At 70.9% G+C, this 16466-nt stretch carries 24 protein-coding genes and 1 pseudogene; 10 read left to right on the top strand and 15 right to left on the bottom strand.

Annotated elements, in window-relative coordinates; translation table 11 throughout:
- Position 1: 1 nt before the first annotated feature.
- The 5 genes from ACH4XV_RS16070 to ACH4XV_RS16050 are packed head-to-tail and all read left to right on the top strand — an operon-like array spanning position 2 to position 3185.
- Complete coding sequence (locus tag ACH4XV_RS16070) at positions 2-688, top strand: hypothetical protein (protein WP_395790157.1); 687 nt, start codon at positions 2-4, stop codon at positions 686-688.
- On the top strand, positions 685-2166 hold the full coding sequence (locus ACH4XV_RS16065; RefSeq protein WP_395790155.1) for a DUF1906 domain-containing protein: 1482 nt from the start codon (positions 685-687) through the stop codon (positions 2164-2166). Before ACH4XV_RS16070 ends, ACH4XV_RS16065 begins: the two co-directional genes overlap by 4 nt.
- Complete coding sequence (locus tag ACH4XV_RS16060; protein WP_395790153.1) at positions 2166-2408, top strand: holin; 243 nt, start codon at positions 2166-2168, stop codon at positions 2406-2408. Before ACH4XV_RS16065 ends, ACH4XV_RS16060 begins: the two co-directional genes overlap by 1 nt.
- Entirely contained in the window at positions 2405-2839 is a 435-nt protein-coding gene (locus ACH4XV_RS16055; protein ID WP_395790151.1) for a hypothetical protein, read from the top strand. The genes ACH4XV_RS16060 and ACH4XV_RS16055 overlap by 4 nt, the downstream gene beginning before the upstream one ends.
- Complete coding sequence (locus ACH4XV_RS16050) at positions 2826-3185, top strand: hypothetical protein (protein ID WP_395790149.1); 360 nt, start codon at positions 2826-2828, stop codon at positions 3183-3185. Before ACH4XV_RS16055 ends, ACH4XV_RS16050 begins: the two co-directional genes overlap by 14 nt.
- A 62-nt stretch (positions 3186-3247) precedes the next feature.
- Here the strand turns inward: ACH4XV_RS16050 and ACH4XV_RS16045 are convergent, their stop codons facing one another.
- From ACH4XV_RS16045 to ACH4XV_RS16020, 6 genes are all read right to left on the bottom strand, one after another.
- The gene (locus ACH4XV_RS16045) at positions 3248-3742 is read right to left on the bottom strand and encodes a hypothetical protein (RefSeq protein WP_395790147.1); all 495 of its coding nucleotides are present in this window, start codon (positions 3740-3742) and stop codon (positions 3248-3250) included.
- Positions 3739-3984, bottom strand: coding sequence for a hypothetical protein (locus tag ACH4XV_RS16040; protein ID WP_395790145.1), 246 nt, complete (start codon positions 3982-3984; stop codon positions 3739-3741). Before ACH4XV_RS16040 ends, ACH4XV_RS16045 begins: the two co-directional genes overlap by 4 nt.
- A gap of 75 nt (positions 3985-4059) precedes the next feature.
- Complete coding sequence (locus tag ACH4XV_RS16035) at positions 4060-4623, bottom strand: hypothetical protein (protein ID WP_395790143.1); 564 nt, start codon at positions 4621-4623, stop codon at positions 4060-4062.
- A gap of 572 nt (positions 4624-5195) precedes the next feature.
- Positions 5196-5438, bottom strand: a complete 243-nt coding sequence (locus ACH4XV_RS16030) for a hypothetical protein (RefSeq protein WP_395790141.1) — start codon at positions 5436-5438, stop codon at positions 5196-5198.
- 66 nt (positions 5439-5504) lie between these two features.
- Positions 5505-5753 carry a hypothetical protein gene (locus tag ACH4XV_RS16025; protein WP_395790139.1) on the bottom strand — a complete coding sequence of 83 codons (249 nt, stop codon included), beginning with the start codon at positions 5751-5753 and terminating at the stop codon, positions 5505-5507.
- The gene (locus tag ACH4XV_RS16020) at positions 5750-6025 is read right to left on the bottom strand and encodes a hypothetical protein (RefSeq protein ID WP_395790137.1); all 276 of its coding nucleotides are present in this window, start codon (positions 6023-6025) and stop codon (positions 5750-5752) included. The genes ACH4XV_RS16025 and ACH4XV_RS16020 overlap by 4 nt, the downstream gene beginning before the upstream one ends.
- 126 nt (positions 6026-6151) lie before the next feature.
- Here ACH4XV_RS16020 and ACH4XV_RS16015 point away from each other — a divergent pair, with 126 nt between their 5' ends.
- The 3 genes from ACH4XV_RS16015 (at position 6152) to ACH4XV_RS16005 (ending at position 8933) form a co-directional block, all read left to right on the top strand.
- Positions 6152-6790: an HAD family hydrolase gene (locus tag ACH4XV_RS16015; RefSeq protein ID WP_395790135.1), complete on the top strand. Its 639-nt coding sequence runs from the start codon at positions 6152-6154 to the stop codon at positions 6788-6790.
- Between the two features lie 48 nt (positions 6791-6838).
- Positions 6839-8014 (top strand): helix-turn-helix domain-containing protein, encoded by a 1176-nt coding sequence (locus tag ACH4XV_RS16010; RefSeq protein ID WP_395790133.1) that lies wholly within the window; start codon positions 6839-6841, stop codon positions 8012-8014.
- Between the two features lie 703 nt (positions 8015-8717).
- On the top strand, positions 8718-8933 hold the full coding sequence (locus ACH4XV_RS16005; protein ID WP_395790131.1) for a hypothetical protein: 216 nt from the start codon (positions 8718-8720) through the stop codon (positions 8931-8933).
- Positions 8934-9038: 105 nt separating this feature from the next.
- Here the strand turns inward: ACH4XV_RS16005 and ACH4XV_RS16000 are convergent, their stop codons facing one another.
- The 4 genes and pseudogenes from ACH4XV_RS16000 to ACH4XV_RS15985 all read right to left on the bottom strand — a co-directional run bounded on the left by ACH4XV_RS16000 (position 9039) and on the right by ACH4XV_RS15985 (position 10837).
- Positions 9039-9434, bottom strand: a complete 396-nt coding sequence (locus tag ACH4XV_RS16000; RefSeq protein WP_395791089.1) for a UTRA domain-containing protein — start codon at positions 9432-9434, stop codon at positions 9039-9041.
- Between the two features lie 36 nt (positions 9435-9470).
- Positions 9471-9653: pseudogene (locus ACH4XV_RS15995) on the bottom strand (GntR family transcriptional regulator); the annotation flags it as partial.
- A 666-nt stretch (positions 9654-10319) separates the two neighbouring features.
- On the bottom strand, positions 10320-10562 hold the full coding sequence (locus ACH4XV_RS15990; RefSeq protein ID WP_395790129.1) for a hypothetical protein: 243 nt from the start codon (positions 10560-10562) through the stop codon (positions 10320-10322).
- Positions 10559-10837 (bottom strand): hypothetical protein, encoded by a 279-nt coding sequence (locus ACH4XV_RS15985; RefSeq protein WP_395790127.1) that lies wholly within the window; start codon positions 10835-10837, stop codon positions 10559-10561. The genes ACH4XV_RS15990 and ACH4XV_RS15985 overlap by 4 nt, the downstream gene beginning before the upstream one ends.
- A gap of 245 nt (positions 10838-11082) precedes the next feature.
- On the opposite strand from ACH4XV_RS15985, the gene ACH4XV_RS15980 reads away from it, so the two are divergent.
- On the top strand, positions 11083-11532 hold the full coding sequence (locus ACH4XV_RS15980; protein WP_395790125.1) for an RICIN domain-containing protein: 450 nt from the start codon (positions 11083-11085) through the stop codon (positions 11530-11532).
- A 58-nt stretch (positions 11533-11590) separates the two neighbouring features.
- Here the strand turns inward: ACH4XV_RS15980 and ACH4XV_RS15975 are convergent, their stop codons facing one another.
- Together ACH4XV_RS15975 and ACH4XV_RS15970 are read right to left on the bottom strand one after the other, a co-directional pair.
- The gene (locus tag ACH4XV_RS15975; protein ID WP_395790123.1) at positions 11591-12103 is read right to left on the bottom strand and encodes a GtrA family protein; all 513 of its coding nucleotides are present in this window, start codon (positions 12101-12103) and stop codon (positions 11591-11593) included.
- A 239-nt stretch (positions 12104-12342) separates the two neighbouring features.
- A complete protein-coding gene (locus tag ACH4XV_RS15970; RefSeq protein WP_395790121.1) occupies positions 12343-13566 on the bottom strand; it encodes a beta-ketoacyl-[acyl-carrier-protein] synthase family protein in 1224 nt (407 codons plus the stop codon).
- A 419-nt stretch (positions 13567-13985) separates the two neighbouring features.
- On the opposite strand from ACH4XV_RS15970, the gene ACH4XV_RS15965 reads away from it, so the two are divergent.
- The gene (locus ACH4XV_RS15965) at positions 13986-14825 is read left to right on the top strand and encodes an N-acetylmuramoyl-L-alanine amidase (RefSeq protein WP_395790119.1); all 840 of its coding nucleotides are present in this window, start codon (positions 13986-13988) and stop codon (positions 14823-14825) included.
- A gap of 78 nt (positions 14826-14903) precedes the next feature.
- On the opposite strand, the gene ACH4XV_RS15960 is transcribed toward ACH4XV_RS15965, so the two are convergent.
- The 3 genes from ACH4XV_RS15960 to ACH4XV_RS15950 form a co-directional block, all read right to left on the bottom strand.
- A complete protein-coding gene (locus ACH4XV_RS15960; RefSeq protein ID WP_160161587.1) occupies positions 14904-15077 on the bottom strand; it encodes a hypothetical protein in 174 nt (57 codons plus the stop codon).
- Between the two features lie 158 nt (positions 15078-15235).
- Positions 15236-15628 (bottom strand): DUF3037 domain-containing protein, encoded by a 393-nt coding sequence (locus ACH4XV_RS15955; protein ID WP_078974045.1) that lies wholly within the window; start codon positions 15626-15628, stop codon positions 15236-15238.
- Positions 15628-16461, bottom strand: a complete 834-nt coding sequence (locus tag ACH4XV_RS15950; protein WP_395790117.1) for a HipA family kinase — start codon at positions 16459-16461, stop codon at positions 15628-15630. Before ACH4XV_RS15950 ends, ACH4XV_RS15955 begins: the two co-directional genes overlap by 1 nt.
- Positions 16462-16466 lie beyond the last annotated feature (5 nt).

Here is a 16466-nt window from a genome sequence, read left to right as displayed (position 1 = left end):
CATGGCCGGCACAGACATCTACGGGCAGGGCGTCCCCTACTCGCTGCTCTCCGAAAGCCCGGACGTGCAGGTCCTGGGCAAGCCCCTGGCGGACGCGATCGGCCGGCTCGGCGCGAAGGTGTTCCTCTCGGCGAGCAACCGGGGCGCGGTGATGACAGGCGGTTCGGCGCCTACCGCCGGGATGATCACCTACCTCGTTGCCGAGGACAGGTTCGACTACTGGAACGGCAGCGCGTGGGTCGGTCTCGACCGCGCTCTGCCGGGCCTGCCGCGGGGGGTGGTCGGCTGGGTCCGCTACGACGGCGGGTCGACCGCGCACAGCGGGCTCGGCCTAGTCGACCCGGCGAAGTTCACCGTGGCCGTATCGGCCACCAGGCGATACCGGATCGACGGGCGCTATGTGTGGGCCGGAGAGTTCAATGACTCCGCCAACAGGTCCTCGATTCGGTACGCAGTCGGCGGCTCGATCAACTCCGACGGCAGCGGGACCACCGAACTGACCTGGGCCCTGGGCGCGTCGGCGGTCGGCTCGGCCGCGCAGACCATCGCCATGCAGCACGAGTTCAACGGGCCGGCCACCGGATCGGTCACGTTCGGGCTGTACATCCAGCGCGCCGGCGCGAACAACGTCTACGTCTACGCGGCGCCGGCAACCTTGTCGCTGCACGACATCGGCGCGGCCATATGACCGGCGTCGGGATCGACTTCAGCTTCTCGCGCGTGGCGGCGTCGTCCGCCAAGGCCGCCGGCTACTCCTTCGCGGCGAGCTACCTCACCGACCTGGACACGAGCCACCGAGCCAAGGCGTGGACCGCCTCGGAGGTGGCCGCCTACCGCGCTGCGGGTCTGGGTGTGGTGGCGGTGTGGCAGGGCGGCGGTTCGGACCGCACGACCGCGTGGCGCGGCGGGTACGACCGAGGCCGCCGGGATGCCCGCCTGGCCGCTCAGCAGGCGGGCGCGCTGGGCCGGCCGGAGGGCAGCGGCGGGCGTCCGGTGTACTTCGCGGTCGACTACGACGTTCGGCGGTCCGAGGACTTCGCCGTCCTGGGCGAGTACTTCCGGGGCATCGCGAGCGTCTTCGACCCACCCAATATCGGCGTGTATGGCGGCCGGGCGACGATCGAGTGGGCCCAACGGGCCGGCGCCGCCAGGTGGTTCTGGCAGACGGGCGCCTGGTCGGACGACTACCGAGTGCCTGGCATCCACCTCTACCAGCGCATCCCGAGTGCCCGACTCGGTGGCTACGAGATCGACATCGACGACGCCATGCAGGCCGACTACGGCGGCTGGTTCCAAGGAGGCACGGTCATGCCGGACATGTGGATACCGGGCGCGACCCGCAGGCCCCTCGGCGACACGGCGCCGATGAACGGCGGCGGGAAGAAGGTTGTCTGGCACATCACCAGCAACCCGGGCGGCAACCTCAAGCTCGCGAACGAGTTGGGCTGGTTCACGAGCGGCGGGTCGGGGGCGGCGCCGCACGTGCTGTACTCGCCGATCACGGGCGAGACGGCCCAGATGTATCCGGCTGACTCGCGGTCGAAGTCGGTGGTGGCCCACAACCGGGAGGGCACCTACGTCATCCAGGTCGAGATCGTGTTCACGACCGAGAAGACCGACTACCGGTCGCTGCTCGATCCACGTCTGACCTGGAAGAACTTCGGGGTCCTGCTGGCGTGGCTGCGGCAGCTCGGCATCCCGGACGTATGGCCGGTGGGCCGCCCGGCGGCGTTCGCCCGGCAGACGGCTTCGGCCGCGCAGTGGGCTCGCTCCGGTCACTTCGGCCACAACCAGATCCCGGACAACGACCACGTGGATCCGGGCCCGTTCCCGGACATCTTCGCCCGCTTCCCGGCGGGTTCCGCTTCACCCCAGGAGGACGACGTGACGCCCGACGAACTACTGATGACCGAGGTGCCGCGTGCGGCCCTGCCCAACGGATACGTGCCGCGGGTGTGGGAGTTGCTGCGCTCGGGCTCGGCGTTCCTGGAGCCGGCGGTGGCCGACCTGAAGGCGGAGGTGGCCGAGCTCGCGGCGAAGGTCGAGACTCCGGCGCCGGTCGAGGTCACGGTCAGCGGGCCGGAGCTGGAGGCCGCGCTCGACGCGAAGCTCGACAAGCTCGCGGACATGGTCGTGGCGAAGCTCGGCAAGCGGATGGAGGCGTGATGACCACCAAGGGCAAGTTCTTCCTCGACCTGTTCGAGCGCGCAACGTTCACCTACCTGGAGACGCTGCTCGGCCTGTTGATCGCGACCGGCACGGACGTGCTGGACCTGACGACGGCGAAGGTCGCGGCGGTGGCGGCGATTCCGGCCGGGCTGGCGGTGGTGAAGGCTGGCTTGGCGTCGATGGTGGGTACGCCTGGTACGGCGTCGGTGTTGCCGACGGGGTCGGAGCCGACGCGGTGAGGGTGGCGGCGGCCCGGTTGCGGCAGCGTCTGGGCCGCCGCGGCGCGTTCCTGGGCGGGATGGGCACTCTGTGGCTGCTGTACGGCTACGGCCTCCTGGTGGAGCCGATCGCGTCCACGGCCAGCTACCGGCTGCTGCTGCATGTGATGCCGATGGACGCGTGGGCGGTGGCGTGGGTCGTGGCCGGGTCGGCGGCTCTGCTGTGTGCGTGGACCCGGCCGCCGTGGGATTGGCCGGGGTTCGCCGCTCTGTATGCGACGGCGATTCCGTGGGGTCTGTCGTCGCTGATGTCGTGGTGGCCGCTCGACGACAACCCGCGCGGTTGGATCGGGGCGGCGATTTGGGGTGCGCTGGGGGGCGCGATTTGGGTGGTGGTCGGATGGCCGGAGCCTCCGCGAGGTGAGAGAGGCGGCGGCCATGCCGAGCGCTGAGATGGTGACCGCGATATCGGGTCTGGTTGTGGGTCTGGGTGGGATCAGCGGGACGGTGGCGGTGGCCCGGGCGGGGCGCCGGACGCCGGGGCAGGAGCGCCGGGACGATTTCACGGCGATCACGGCCAGCTTGCAGGCCCAGCTCACCGAGGTGAAGGCCGAGTTGGTCGAGCAAAAGAACGAGGCGGCGGTCCAGCGTGAGGGGCGTCGCCAGGATTCACGAACGATTCACGCTCTGGTCCGGTATATCCGCAAGCTGTTGGGGTTCGTGCGGGAGCAGGGGTTGACGCCTCCGCCGCCCGATCCGACGGATGAGCGCGAACTGGCCGGGCATGGCCTGCCATAGCAACGAACGACCGCCCCCGCCGCGCCTTCGGGCTGCGGCGGGGCGGTTCGTGCTGTCCGGGGTCAGACGCTCTGCTCGCGCGGAGCAAAGCGTTCGACGTCGTGGGCGGTGGCCTCGGCCCTCCGGAGGTCGTTGTCGACTCGCTCGCGCCACGCATCGATGCGCTGCCGGCGGAGGCGGGCGGGGTCGTCGTTGGGTTCAAGCGGGTGCACTTCGGCGTCGAGGTGGTTGCGGCAGACGCGGATGCCGGGTTCGGCTTCGTGGTCGCATCGGGGGACCCAGCACAGTTCAGCGACGATGGTGCCCTCGACGATGTACCGTCCGGCGCCGCCGGTGGTGAACGTTTCGCCGTCGGGCTCGATCATGACGCTGGGGTTGGCGTGGTAGTCGGAGAGGGCGAGGTGCCCGGCGAGGGCGATGATCACGGTGGCGCTGACCTCGGCGGTGCCGCCGTCGACGGTGAGGACGTCGACGCGTCCGCCGGTGGCCGCGTGGGCGGAGTAGCCGGTGCTGTTTGCGGTGATGGCCTGGGTTGCGAGGTTGTAGAGCCTGGTCATTGCTGGTCCCCTTCGGATGTGTCGAGGTCGGTGCGTGCGCCTTGTCCGGGCCGGTTGGCGTGTGCGTCGCGGACGGCTTGGGCGTCGTAGAGGTTCTGGCCGCCGCGTCCGGGCTGTCGGGCGATGGCATGGACCCCTGCGCGGGCGAGGAAGCGGCGGGCGGTGTTGGTCGACCTGGCGCGAAGGTGTTCGGCGGCCTCGGTGATGGTCCACTGTTCGGCGGGGTCGGTACTGTCGATCATGGTGCGGGCTCCTTCCGCGCCGGGACGGCCCGCCTTCCGGATGCACCCGGGGGCGGGCCGTCCGCGTTGCGCGGGTCAGGGGGTGTGGGTGGCGACCGCGAGGGGCGCGGTGGCGCCGGCGGCCTCGTCCTCGGTGCGCCACACGCGGACGCGGAGGTGGCCGGTCTCGGTGTCCTCGGCGGTGAGTTCGTTGATCCGGTTGACGAGGATGTCCCGGGCGATCTCGTCGGGGGTCGCGTCCTCGACGGCTTCGGTGCCGCGAGCCTCGTCCTTTTCGGGCGCCCAGGTCTGGCCGTCGTCGGAGACCTCGACCTCGTAGTACACCTCGACGGTGGTGTTGTCGTCCTGGGGGTAGGCGGCGGCGAAGGCGTCGCGGATGGTCTGCTCGGCGTCGTCGCTGATGGTGAGCCACCAGTACACGTCGACGTCGTTCGCGTTCATCTCCAGCAGTTCGGGGCGCATGGCGCGGCGGGAGAGGATGGTGGTGTCTTCGCCGTCGATGTCGACGATCTGTCCGAGGTAGGCGTGGATGGCGTCGTGGGCTTCGCGGTCGCTGCCGACGTAGTGGCGCATGTCGTTGAGGAGGTCGTAGGTGGGGACGGCGCGGCCGGGGATGTGGCTGGCGATTTCGGTGGTCATTGGAGGCTCCTTCTCCGTGTGGGCTTCGGGTGGTCCGTCGGCCTCACATCCCTAACTATGTCCCATCATGGGACAAGGTTCAAGGGGTTCTCTCCGATTCACCCGATCGAGTGAGTCCGGACGTTCGCTGCACAGGTGTCGGCGCGGCCCGCTACGGTCTACGTACCGGCACCGCCTCGGCGGACTCGGTGAACTGCTCCCCGCCTCTGCGGGGATGGCCCTGATTACAGGGGCGCGCAACACTGCTCCCCGCGCATGCGGGGATGGCCCGTGAAGGGGTCTGCTTACGATCTCGGCCCCGTATCTACGGGGATGGCTCGTGTCCTTGTCTGGCACCGGCCTCGGCCCCGCTCCGGCGGGGGACGCGAAGCCCCGCTGCCTTCGGGCGGCGGGGCTTTCGTGCTGTCCACACCCGGCCCGGTTGTCCACAGGCCGGCCGCCGTCGACCCGCCCGGCCCCTGCCTCCCGCCACGCTCTCCCCATGGGTCGCCCGGCCCACGAGGGAGGCGTGATGTGGGATGTGCTGTCCGCGCTGGTCGGCGCGGCGGGCTCGGTGGCAGCGGCCTGGGTGGCTACTCGGCCTGGGCGTGCCGTACCTGTGCGAGCGCGACGGCGGCGGCCCGGGACTCGGCCTGGACACGGTCCCACGCCTCGACCCAGGCGGCATGCTCGGCGTCCCAGGCGGCAAGGGCGTCCGGGTCCTCGGGCGGTACGGCGTCGTTGCGGCGCCCCTTCGCGGCGTGGGCGACGACCGCGGCGTGCGCGGCGTCCCATCGGGCCTGGGCGTCGGCGAGGCTGGGTGTGCTGTCGTGCATCCGTGCGACGCTACCCGCCGGGTCCGACACGGGGGTGGTGGGCGCGGCCGGCGTCCGGGTGGTCGGTTACCAGCTCTGGGCGTGGATCACCGTGACGGTAAGCACGCTCGCGGACACCTCGTACTCGATGATCACCGTGGAGACCGCCGCCGACCGCCTGTCCTTGTCGCCGCGGATCGCGGAGGAGCCGCATCCGTAGGGGTCGTTGCCGATGCTCCGCTCGATCGCCGCCTTGACGACACTGCGGCTCTGGCTGGACAGGCCGGAGAGGTCTTGTTCGGCGCGGTCGGTGTAGGCGACGTAGTACCGGCTCACTGTGGCTCCGGTGGCTCGAAGGGGGTGCCGTCGGCGTTGTGGAGGCCGGAGAAGTCGCCTGCCCTGAGCTTGGCGATCTGCTCCATGCTTTCTTCGTGGGCTTCTTCGGGCAGCGCGAACTCGATCAGGGCGACCTGGGCGATTTGCCGGAGGGGTGTGGATCCGATGACGCGGTCGAATTCGGCGCGGCGTTCTTCGGGGAGGCCGGCGCGGATCTCGTCGAGGGTGTCGGGGAGGACGACGGCCTTGCCGCGGACGTGTGTGATGGGCATGCGCCCAGGGTGGCACCGCTGCCCGCGTGATCGGTAGCCGGCGCACTCGGGTGGAGCACGCGCCGGGCGGTGCGCCCTGCGCGGCCGGGCTATCGGCCGACCCAGGCGTCTCCTACCCTGGCCGCCATGATCAAGAGTGTCGTCTTCGACGTCGGCGAGACCCTGACCAGCGACGTCCGGTTCTGGGGCCGGTGGGCGCGGTGGCTCGACGTCCCGCCGCACACCATGTCCGCCCTCGTCGGCGCGGTCACTGCGCTGGGCATGGACAACGCGGAGGCGCTTCGCCTCATTCGCCCGGGGCTGGACCTGGAGGCGGAGCGCGCCGCGAGTGAGGCGGCCGGCGTCGGCGAGATGCTCGACGAGTCGGACCTTTACTCGGACGTCCGACCCGCTCTGTCCGCTCTGCGCGCCGCCGGGGTGTGGGTGGGCGTGGCCGGCAACCAGACTCGGCGCGCCGGCGAGCTGCTGCGCGGCCTGGCGCTTCCGGTAGACGACTTGGTGGTCTCGGAGGAGTGGAGGGTCGCCAAGCCCAACCCGGCCTTCTTCGAGCGCGTGATCGAGTGGGCGCAGGGCGAGCCCGACGAGATCCTGTACGTGGGCGACCATCCCGCGAACGACCATGCCCCCGCCCGTGCGGCCGGCCTGAGGACTGCGCTCGTGCGCCGTGGCCCCTGGGGCTACCTGTGGGCGAACAATGCCGAGGTGAACCGCGCCGAGTGGACGGTCGACAGTCTGAGTGACCTCGTGCGTCTGATCGAGGGGTAGCCGAGCGAACCGGCTCCACGCCGCTGTGTCCCCGGGTACCGTGCGCTCATGGCCTCCCCATTGCGCACGGGCCTGGGCGCCCGGGTCGCATCCGCTCGTGGCGCGAGCCGTATGACGCAGCTCGAACTCGCCAACGCTGCGGGCGTGTCGCTGAGCATGCTTCGCAAGATCGAGCAGGGCGCGCGCAATCCGTCGGATAGCGCCCTGGCCTCGATCGCTGACGCCCTCGGGATCGACATCAACCGCCTGCTCGGCATCGGCGGCATGACGGACAGCCGCATCACGGCGGAACTCCCGGCGATGCGCGCGGCGATCGACGCCTACGACATACCGGCCGACGGCCCGGTCCGCACGCTGCCCGAGCTGCGGCAGGCGGTGGGCACGGCCGTGGATCGGCGCCTGGCCTCGCAATATCTCGTGCTTGCGCAGACCCTGCCCGACTTGCTGACGGAACTGGCGCGGGCGGTGTGCATCCTGCCGGAGCCAGGGCGAAGCGAGGCAGCGGGCCTGCTCGCGTCGGCGTATCGGGCGGCGGACGCGGTGGCGTACAAGCACGGCCACTTCGACCTGTCCGGCCGCTTGGTCGAGTTGGTGAGGTGGGCCTCCGCGCGGGCGGACGACGAGGTGCAGACGGCGGCGGCGGCCTACGTTCGGACCGAGTTGTTCTTCGTGTCCGGCAACCTGGCCTTGGGTTTGCGGGCGCTGGAGCGGGCGATCGACGCGGCGCCCGCGCCGCTGAGTCTGCCGGTGCGTGCTGCCAGGGTGGCGCTGCATATGCGCGCGTCGGTGGTCGCCGCCCGTATGAGGGACGCGGACGCGGCGCGCGCCCACATGCGCGAGGCGAAGGAGTTGGTGGCGTCCGTGCCGGAGGGGATCTACTGCGGTACGTCTGTGGGTCCGTCGTCGCTGCGGGTGCACCAGACGTCGGCGGCGATCGAACTCGGCGACAGCGCGTCGGTGCTGGAACTGGCGAGTGAGTGGCAGCCGGGCGATGATCTCCCGGCCGAGCGGCGCTCGCACTTCTATATCGACCTGGCCCAGGCGCAACTGTGGCGGGGGCAACGCGAGGCATGCTTCGAGTCGTTGCAGTTGGCTCGCAGGATCGCGCCTCAGCACGTGCGCGAGCATCCCCAGGTCCGGGACACTCTGGCGACTCTTGTGCGTCTCCAGCGGTCTTCCACGGAGACGCTGCTGGGGTATGCGGAGTGGGCGCACGCGATCTGAGTGCCACACGGTGACACATCCTGTGTCACTTACGGGGGTTTTCGCAGGTCAGCATTGATGGTGTGCAGACCTGCTGGGCCGGTCGGTTCGGCGGGTGTCGTCATCCATTGCTGATCATGCGCTGGGGGCACCATGTCCGAGCCCGAACCCGTGGCAGTTCACGTCGGCCCGTCCGGCGACCCGCATCGTCCGATTCGCGTCTCGCTCTCAGACAAGAGGTCGATCGACGTGACGGCTGACGAACTCGTAGTTCTCCAGAGCGAGGTCAGGAATCACCTGCTGTACCGGGTCGCCTCGTCGCGCGACCGGTTCTCGAACTCGGGCGGCTGACGAGCCGCCCTTCCGCCGCCGCGGTGTACGGGCATCGCTCGCGGCCTCCGGCCCGGCCCGCGACCCCCACCGCGCCGCCGGGCCGGCCCCAGCGGGCCGACCGCACCGTTCGACGGGCGGCCCCTGGCCCGGCGAGTGTTTCGCATGCGCCGCCGGGTCCACGCCCGGTCGTCGCTGGCATCGGCGGCCGGGCACCTGCGGGCCGTCCGCCGTTTCACCGGACGCGCCCGCGCCCGGCGGTGCATCCACGCCGCCGGGCCCCACCTTCCCCGCCTTGCCGTGAACGTTCCCCCGACGGCGGCTGGGCGGGACACCACGCGGGGCCGCGGCGAGCAAGGGGCCGCCGCGGCCCCGCACCCACCACTCAGTCACGATGGAGATCGCGATGGCCTACGAGGGCCCGCCCCAGATGGGCGACCACGTCGAGCATGTCCCGCCGCACGAGGCGACCCCGCCCGGCGAAGTCGCCGGATTCGGCCGGGGCGGTGTGGTGTGGGTCCAGCCTCACGACCGCGAGTTGGGGAGGTGGCGGGGGTACGCGAAGGACCTGCGGGTCGTCCACCGCCCGCCGCATGTACCGAACTGGTAGATCACCCCCGCAGTGACGGTACGTGGTTGGTTGGCCGATCCATCTTCCGCACCCACGTGTCCACAGGCTAGGAATGTGGAGTGCGACATTCCGGATGGAGCGAACCTACCCGAGCCGCACCCGCCACCGGTCCGCCGGCAGTAGTAATTCGTCGACCGCCGCCGGGCGTCCGTCCCGCGCATACCTGACCACCCGCACGACCAGGAGGATGGACCCGATGGCCACACCGAGCATCCCCGCCTCACCGGGGGCGGCAGGCCGAGCGGAGGTGTCCCCGGCCACACTTCGATCCACCGTCGGTTGCGAGCGGCGGGAATACCGGACGATCACGTGGCTGGTGCGGTCATCCGGGTCGAGGCATTCAGTGCGTTCGCACTGCACTCGGGAGCCGTCCGCGACGCCGAGCAGCAGCGCGATGTCCCCCTGCACGGCGACGCGTTCCAGGCTGCGGTCGCCAATGCCGTGCGGCCAGGGTGCGGCAGCATCCGTCAGCACTCTCACGGGCAGAGGATGCGCCACGGTCAAGCGGTGCCGTTGGGTTCCCTCGACAAGTCCACCGGCTTGGAGGACGCCAATCGCCGCTTGTGCAACCCCGGGTCCGACGCCGTAGTCGCGGGCGAGCAGTCTGCGTGAGGGGATTTGATCACCGGGTCGGAATTCACCTGACGTGATGCGGCGCCGCAGGTCAGCCGCTACACGAAGGTACGCAGCTTCCGGCACGGCCTGAAGCTAAACGGCGGAGCCCAAGCTGGAAGCTTCAAGATGTTTGCTGTAGACAAGATCATTCGACTGCCTGGTTGCAGTCGCTCTTGAGCGGCGAGGTCGGTGGAGGACAGGGCCGGGATCCCTGTCAGTTGAGCACCACCGGCCTCGCCTTGCCGGCCGCCGCATCATTCCCCCATGTGAGGGAAAACGGAAGCGATGCCTTCCAATTGCTGCGATGACCGGATTGCATGTTGATCACCGACGCCGAGTCTCTGCTCCCCCAGGTGCAGGGGGCTCGGCGTCGGCTCGCTCCGGTACCGGTGGGGCACGAGTGGGGCACGAAGTACCGGAGCAGGGTCTGCCATCTGCGGCGATATTCCACTAAAGTCCATCAGAGTCCATGATCTTTATGGCTTTATGGCCACCATGCACCATACATGCAGGTCATACGGGTGTCCCCACGGCGGTCCGTAGATCAACGGCATCAAGGAACTCCAGGTCCACTACACGGGCAAGTAGCCGGGCCGGCACCCGACTCACCCCAATGCAGGCGCCGCCCGCTCCCGGGAGCAGCGGGCGGCGCCTTCCCGCGCCCACGCGCCCCGTCGTCATCCGCGCAAAGCCGCCCGCCGGGCCCGAACCACCGAACCGGTGGGCGCGGTCGGTGTCCGGCGGTGCGGGTCAGTATCCGCGGACGTGGAGCATGGTGACGACGAGGACGCCGGAGCTGACCTCGTACTCGGTGATCACCCCGGCCAGTACGGCGGTGCGCCGGTCCGGGTTGTTGCGTATGGCGTCGCCGTGCGTGCGCGGGGAGTAGGACATGGCGTCGACGGCCCGGTCGAATGCTTGCCGGGTTCCGGCGGACAGGGCCTTGTAGCCGGTCAGCGCGGCGTCGGTGTACTGGACCCGGTATTTGGTCACGTCTCACCTGCCGGCGTGCCGTCGGCGTTGAACAGGCCGGTGTTGTCGCCTGCGGCGACTCGGGCCGCGATGGCGTCGTCGTGGGCGCGCATCTCGGGTGTTTTGGCCCAGGCGGAGGCGACAGCGGGGAGGTTGTCGATGTGGGCGTGGGCGATGTCGTGGTCGAACTGGGCGCGTTCGTGTTCGGGGAGGGCGCTGCGAATGTCGTGAAGGGTTCCGGGCAGCTCGATGGTCCGGCCGTTGTGATGGGCGTGGATGACGGGTCGGTCGCTCATGCGCTCCAGAGTGGCATCGCCGCGATTGCGCCCGGTAGCCGGCGCGCCCGGGTGGAGCGCGCGCCGGTTATGCGCCCGGGTCGGGGGCGGGCAGGCGGCTGATCACCGTGGACCAGTCGTGTTCGTGATCCGTTGCGCATGGCGACTCGCGGGTGGTCCGGGACTCGGGTCGGCGGGGCGGGTGTCGGTGGGGCGTGGGAGGGTGGTTGGTTCAAGATCGTTTGTACGGTGTCCGGGAGCGCGGCGTGGGTGGAATCGGCGAGGGTGTGTACGTGGTGCGCAATGTGCACAGTGGGCTCGTGCTCGAGGTCGAAGGGGGCCGGACCGGGGGCGGGGCCCGGGTGGTACAGGGGGCCGACGACGGTACGACCGCGCACCATTGGCGGGTCTCGGCGGTCCATCCCGGTGGGGCCGTGTACCACCTGGAGCACGTGGTCGCCGGGAAGCGGCTGGACGTGATCGGGGCCTCCGTGGAGAACGGGGCCTACGTACAGCTCTGGCGGGCCAACAACTTCGGCGCGCAGGAGTGGATCCTGGAGGAGCACGCGGAGCAGGCGGGGCGGGTCACGTTGATCAACTACGTCAGCGGGCTGCTCCTGGAGGTCGCCGACGGCAGTACGGAGGTCGGCGGGGCCGTACGGCAGTGGGAGGACACCGACCACCCGTCGCAGTGGTGGACGCTCGAACCACGCTGAGCCGCGCCCGCCGCCGCAGCGTTCCGAACCGCACCGGCCGCGCCCGAGGCGCCTGCCCCTACGCCGCCGCCACCACCTGGGTGCGTGCCAGCGCGGGCGCGGCCGGGCGGGGCCGGGCGTCGGGGCGGGTGAAGACGAACAGTCGCAGCACCACGAAGCGGCCGATCCCGGCCAGGCCGGACGCGCCCAGGTAGACGCCCTGTTCGACCAGGACACCCGTGCCCGGGGCCGCCGCGTGCAGGCCCAGCATCGCGGCCGTGGTGACCAGGTACGCGGCCAGCGCGCTGAGCGCGGACTGCCCGTGCGCGCGCAGCCCCGCCCGGCCGCCGCCGAAGGTGAACCGGCTGTGCAGCTCGGTGGCGGCCACCGTGGAGACCACGGTCACGAACGCGTTGGCGACCGCGATCGGCATCGTGCCGGAGAGGACGACCAGCGCGCCGGAGGAGGCGATCCCGGTACCGCCGCCGAAGACCACGAAGCGCGCGAACGCGGCGATCGGACCGGACTTCCCGCTCTCGCCGCCCGCCGCCTCGCCGCTGGTCTCCGCGCTGCTCTTCCCCGTGGTCTTCATAGGCTTCAGCCTAGAAACGAATGAGGCAAACGAGCTTCCTGATTCGCTCGATGCACGCGGGATTCTCGATAAAAACACAGAGCCAAGCCTGGCGGAAGACACAGCCCCGACGCACCGGGTTTTCCACCGCCGACGCCACGCCCACCGGAGGGCGCCACGCCCACCGCCGGCGCCCCGCCACCCGAGTGCGCCCCGACCGAAGCCGATCGGAGCGCTCGCTCCCCGGGCGTCGCCCAGTGCTAGTTGGCCGAGGTGAAGACCAGCGTCGCGTTGTGTCCGCCGAAGCCGAACGCGTTGGCCACCGCGACGTTGAGCGGGCCGACCCTGGGTTCCTTGGCGACCACGTCCAGGTCGATGTCCGGGTCCTGCGAGTCCAGGTTGATCGTGGCCGGGACGACCCCGTCGCGCAGTGCCGACACCGCCGCGACCGCGGCGATCGCGCCGGCGCCGCCGCACAGGTGGCCGAGCATCGACTTGATCGCGGTGACCGCCGCGTGCGTACCGATCGCCTCGGTGATCGACGCGGCCTCCAGCACGTCGCCGGCCGGGGTCGAGGTCGCGTGCGCCTGGATGTGGTCCACGTCGGCGCCGGTGACGCCCGCCTCGGCCATCGCCAGCCGCAGCGCCCGGACCTGGCCGGGGCCGTACCCGGCGGTGATGTGGTTCGCGTCCGAGGTGACCCCGGCGCCGGCCAGGTACGCGTGTACGAACGCACCGCGCGCCGCCGCGAATTCGGCCCGCTCCAGGACCACGAGCGCGGCCCCCTCGCTCATCACGAAGCCGTTGCGCGTGACATCGAACGGACGCGACGCGGTCGCGGGGTCGCCGCCGTGCGTGGACAACGCCCGGGCCTGCGCGAAGCCGGCGATGGGCAGCGCGCCTATCGTCGCCTCCGCACCGCCCGCGACCACCACGTCGGCGCGGCCGAGGCGGATCAGGTCCAGGCCGTAGGCGATCGCCTCGGAGCCCGACGCGCACGCGCTCACGGGCGTGTACGCGCCGGCCCGGGCGCCCAGTTCCATGCTCACCTGCGCGGCCGGCCCATTGGGCATCAGCATCGGCACGGTGTGCGGGGACACCCGGCGCACCCCGGACTCGGCCAGCAGGTCGTGCTGCGCGAGCATCGTCATGGCGCCGCCCATGCCGGTGCCGACCACGACGGCGAACCGTTCCGGCTCGACCGCCGGCGCGCCCGCGTCCTGCCACGCCTCACGCGCCGCCACCAGCGCGGCCTGCTGACAGCGGTCGAGCCGCCGGGCCTTGACCCGGTCGAGCACCGTCTCGGGGCAGACCTTCATCCGCCCGGCGATCCGCACCGGCAGGTCGGCTGCCCAGGAATCCGTCAGCGCGCCGATTCCCGACTCGCCCGCCAGCAGGGCCGCCCACGTCGAGGGCACATCCCCGCCCAACGGCGTGGTCGCACCCATCCCCGTCACCACCACATCGGTCCTGCCGAGCGACATACAACGCACCCCAGCTCAGTCGAAGCCTTGTCAAAACGCGACACAGACGACCGGCGCACGATCGCGACCCGGTCACTTGTCTCGCAACGCTGTCAGGGATACGTCGGCGCCGGGGTATCGACACCGATAAAGAGGACGTCCTAATACTTGTGGAGACTCGACAACCGACCGGTAACCGACCCCGCGCCGCAAATCCTGCGAAACACCCTGATATCAGCCGAAGTCAAACGGCCGCGATCGGCATCTTCGGCCGGCGCGGGACTCGAATCGAGCCGGCCCCGGAGCGGCTCCCGCCGGGGGCATTATCAACGAATCAGGGACGGTTGACCCGAATTTCCGGAAGATCGACTAAAACCGGGCGAAGCGTCGCGACCATGGTCATTCGCGACTTTCCCGCAGTCGATCCCAGGGGGACCGCCATGGCCTGGTACTCCGGAGCCACCAAACGTGAACTACAACCCGAATCCGACTCCCAACCCGGCATCCGCCCCACCCAGCTGATCCTTCACTCGATCGCCGCGCCGTGGTCCGGGGAACGGATGTACGAGTACTGGCGCGACTCGACCAACCTGGAGTCGCACTTCGGCTGCGCCTACGACGGGGGTCTGTTCCAGTTCATCGGCACCGAGACCCGCGCCGACGCCAACGCGTCGGCGAACCGGCGGGCCGACGGCACCGGAGCGGTCAGCTGCGAGAGCGCGAGCAACCTGGAGCACACCGATCCGTGGACCGACGCCCAGATCGCGAGCCTGATCCGGCTGGGCGTCTGGCTGCACGAACGGCACGGCCTGCCGCTGCGGGTGTGCCGCACCTGGGACGACCCGGGCTACGGCTACCACCGCATGTTCGCCCAGTGGTCGCTGGGCGGCACCGCCTGCCCCGGCGATGCGCGGGTGCGACAGTTCACCGAGCTGGTCTTCCCCGGGATCGTGGCCGCCGCCACGGGCGGCCCGGCCGTCGACATCCCGGCCCAGCGGCCCGCCGTGGACCTGGCCGAACTGGTCGCGGCGGCGCGTTCGGACCCGGAGCGGGCCGGGACGCCCGTCACCTACATGGGGACACGCATGGTCGAGAACGCGCTGGTCGCGGAGGGGTTGCTGGCCGAGGGCCTGGCCGACGGGCACTACGGCACCGCGACCGTGCGGGCGTACGCGGAGTGGCAGCGCAGGCTCGGCTACAGCGGCGCCGACGCCGACGGCATCCCGGGCCGCCGCTCGCTGTCCCGGCTGGGCGATCGGCACGGGTTCACGGTGGCGTGAGCGATCCGCGATCCGCGAGCCGCGCTCCAGGAGTCCGCCGGGCTCGGAGCGCGGCGCCGTACGCCCCGATCGGCGTCGCTATACGCCCCGATCGGTGGCCACGAGCAGGCCGGTGACTATCGCCAGGAGCGACCACACCAGCCACGTCCACGCGACCGCTTCGTAGACCGCGCTGTACAGGCCGAGAATGGTCAGCAGTACGAGCGTGCAGACCACCATGCCGCGACTCTGCGGACCGTAGGTACGGATCATCGTCGCCTCCTCCGTCGGAGTCCGGGAACGCACCCGTGCGAGCCACGGTAGCGCAGCGCGTTCGACCACCGACAGATCACGACCGGTCACAAACGCGCAGCGTGCGGGTCGGCACCCGGGGGTGGCCGCACCCGTCACAACCCGAATGGCCGCGCCCGTCACAACACCAGGAGGTCGAACAGCCGATCCAGGTCCGCCGCCGGATTCGCGGTCAACCCGCCGTGTACCGGGCCCGGTTGCACGATCGTGCTGCGCGGCGCGGTCAGCCAGCGAAAGCGCCGGCCGAGCGGCTCCGCGCCCGGCGCGCCGGCCGACTCGCTGCCCGCGCACACCAGCTCCCACGCGGCCAGTACCGCCCTGGCCTGGGTCGGGTCGGCCTCCGGGTCGAGCGCGCACAGCCGGGACTGCTCGACGTGCGTACGCGCGCCCAGGAAGTCGAAGGCCTGGCTGTACAGGGCCACCCCGACATTCAGACACTCCCCGCGCTCCACGCGCGGCACCAGCCGGATGATCGAGTACTCGAAGAACTCCCGCTGCACGGCCATCGTCATCACTTGAGCCAATCCGGACGGTTCGACGGCTGCGCGGCGCCCTGGCGCGCGGACACCTCGGGCGCGACCTCCGGCAACCACGCGCGCGGGGCGGCGGCGCGGGCCAGAAGGTGTGCGATGTACGCCTCGCGCAGCGCGCCGGGACGGTCCAGGCCGAGCGCCCGCTCCGCGTCGCCCGGTTCCAGCCACTCGTCCGGGACCAGCGCCAGCACCTCGGTCAGCAGCTCGCGGGTGATCCTGGGGGCCAGCTCGGCGTCGGCCTTGAGCAGGCCCGGTCCGCCGAGCGCGGCCAACACGTGGTCGCTCGCGTCGAACGGGCGTGTGGCGGCGGACGCGGCGGCCTGCCACGCGTGGTGGAACCACAACGAGGCACCGTGGTCGATCAGCCACAACCGGCCGTGCCAGACCAGCAGGTTCGGGTTGCGCCAGGAACGGTCCACGTTCGAGGTGAACGCGTCCAGCCACAACACGCGCGCGGCCAGTTCGGGATCCGGCTCCCAGGTGGCGGGGGTGAAGTCGGCCGAGCCCGGCAGGAAGTCCATCCCGAGGTTCAGCCCGGCGCTGGCCTGCACCAGTTCCTGTACCTCCTGGTCCGGTTCGCCGCGCGCGATCACCGGATCCACCTCGACCCGGACCAGCGCCGGCACCGCCAGCCCGAGCCGACGCGCCAGTTCGCCCACCACGACCTCGGCGACCAGCACCTTGGGCCCCTGCCCGGCACTGCGGAACTTGACGACGTACGTACCGAGGTCGTCGGCCTCGACGAGCCCGGGCAACGAGCCGCCCTCACGCATGGGCGTGACGTAACGAATGGCATGGACCAGGGGAAGCATGCCCG

Source organism: Embleya sp. NPDC020630, from assembly GCF_044334985.1.
Lineage (GTDB): Bacteria > Actinomycetota > Actinomycetes > Streptomycetales > Streptomycetaceae > Embleya.
Note: the sequence above shows the minus strand (reverse complement) of the source record. Positions and strands in the feature narration are given on the sequence as shown.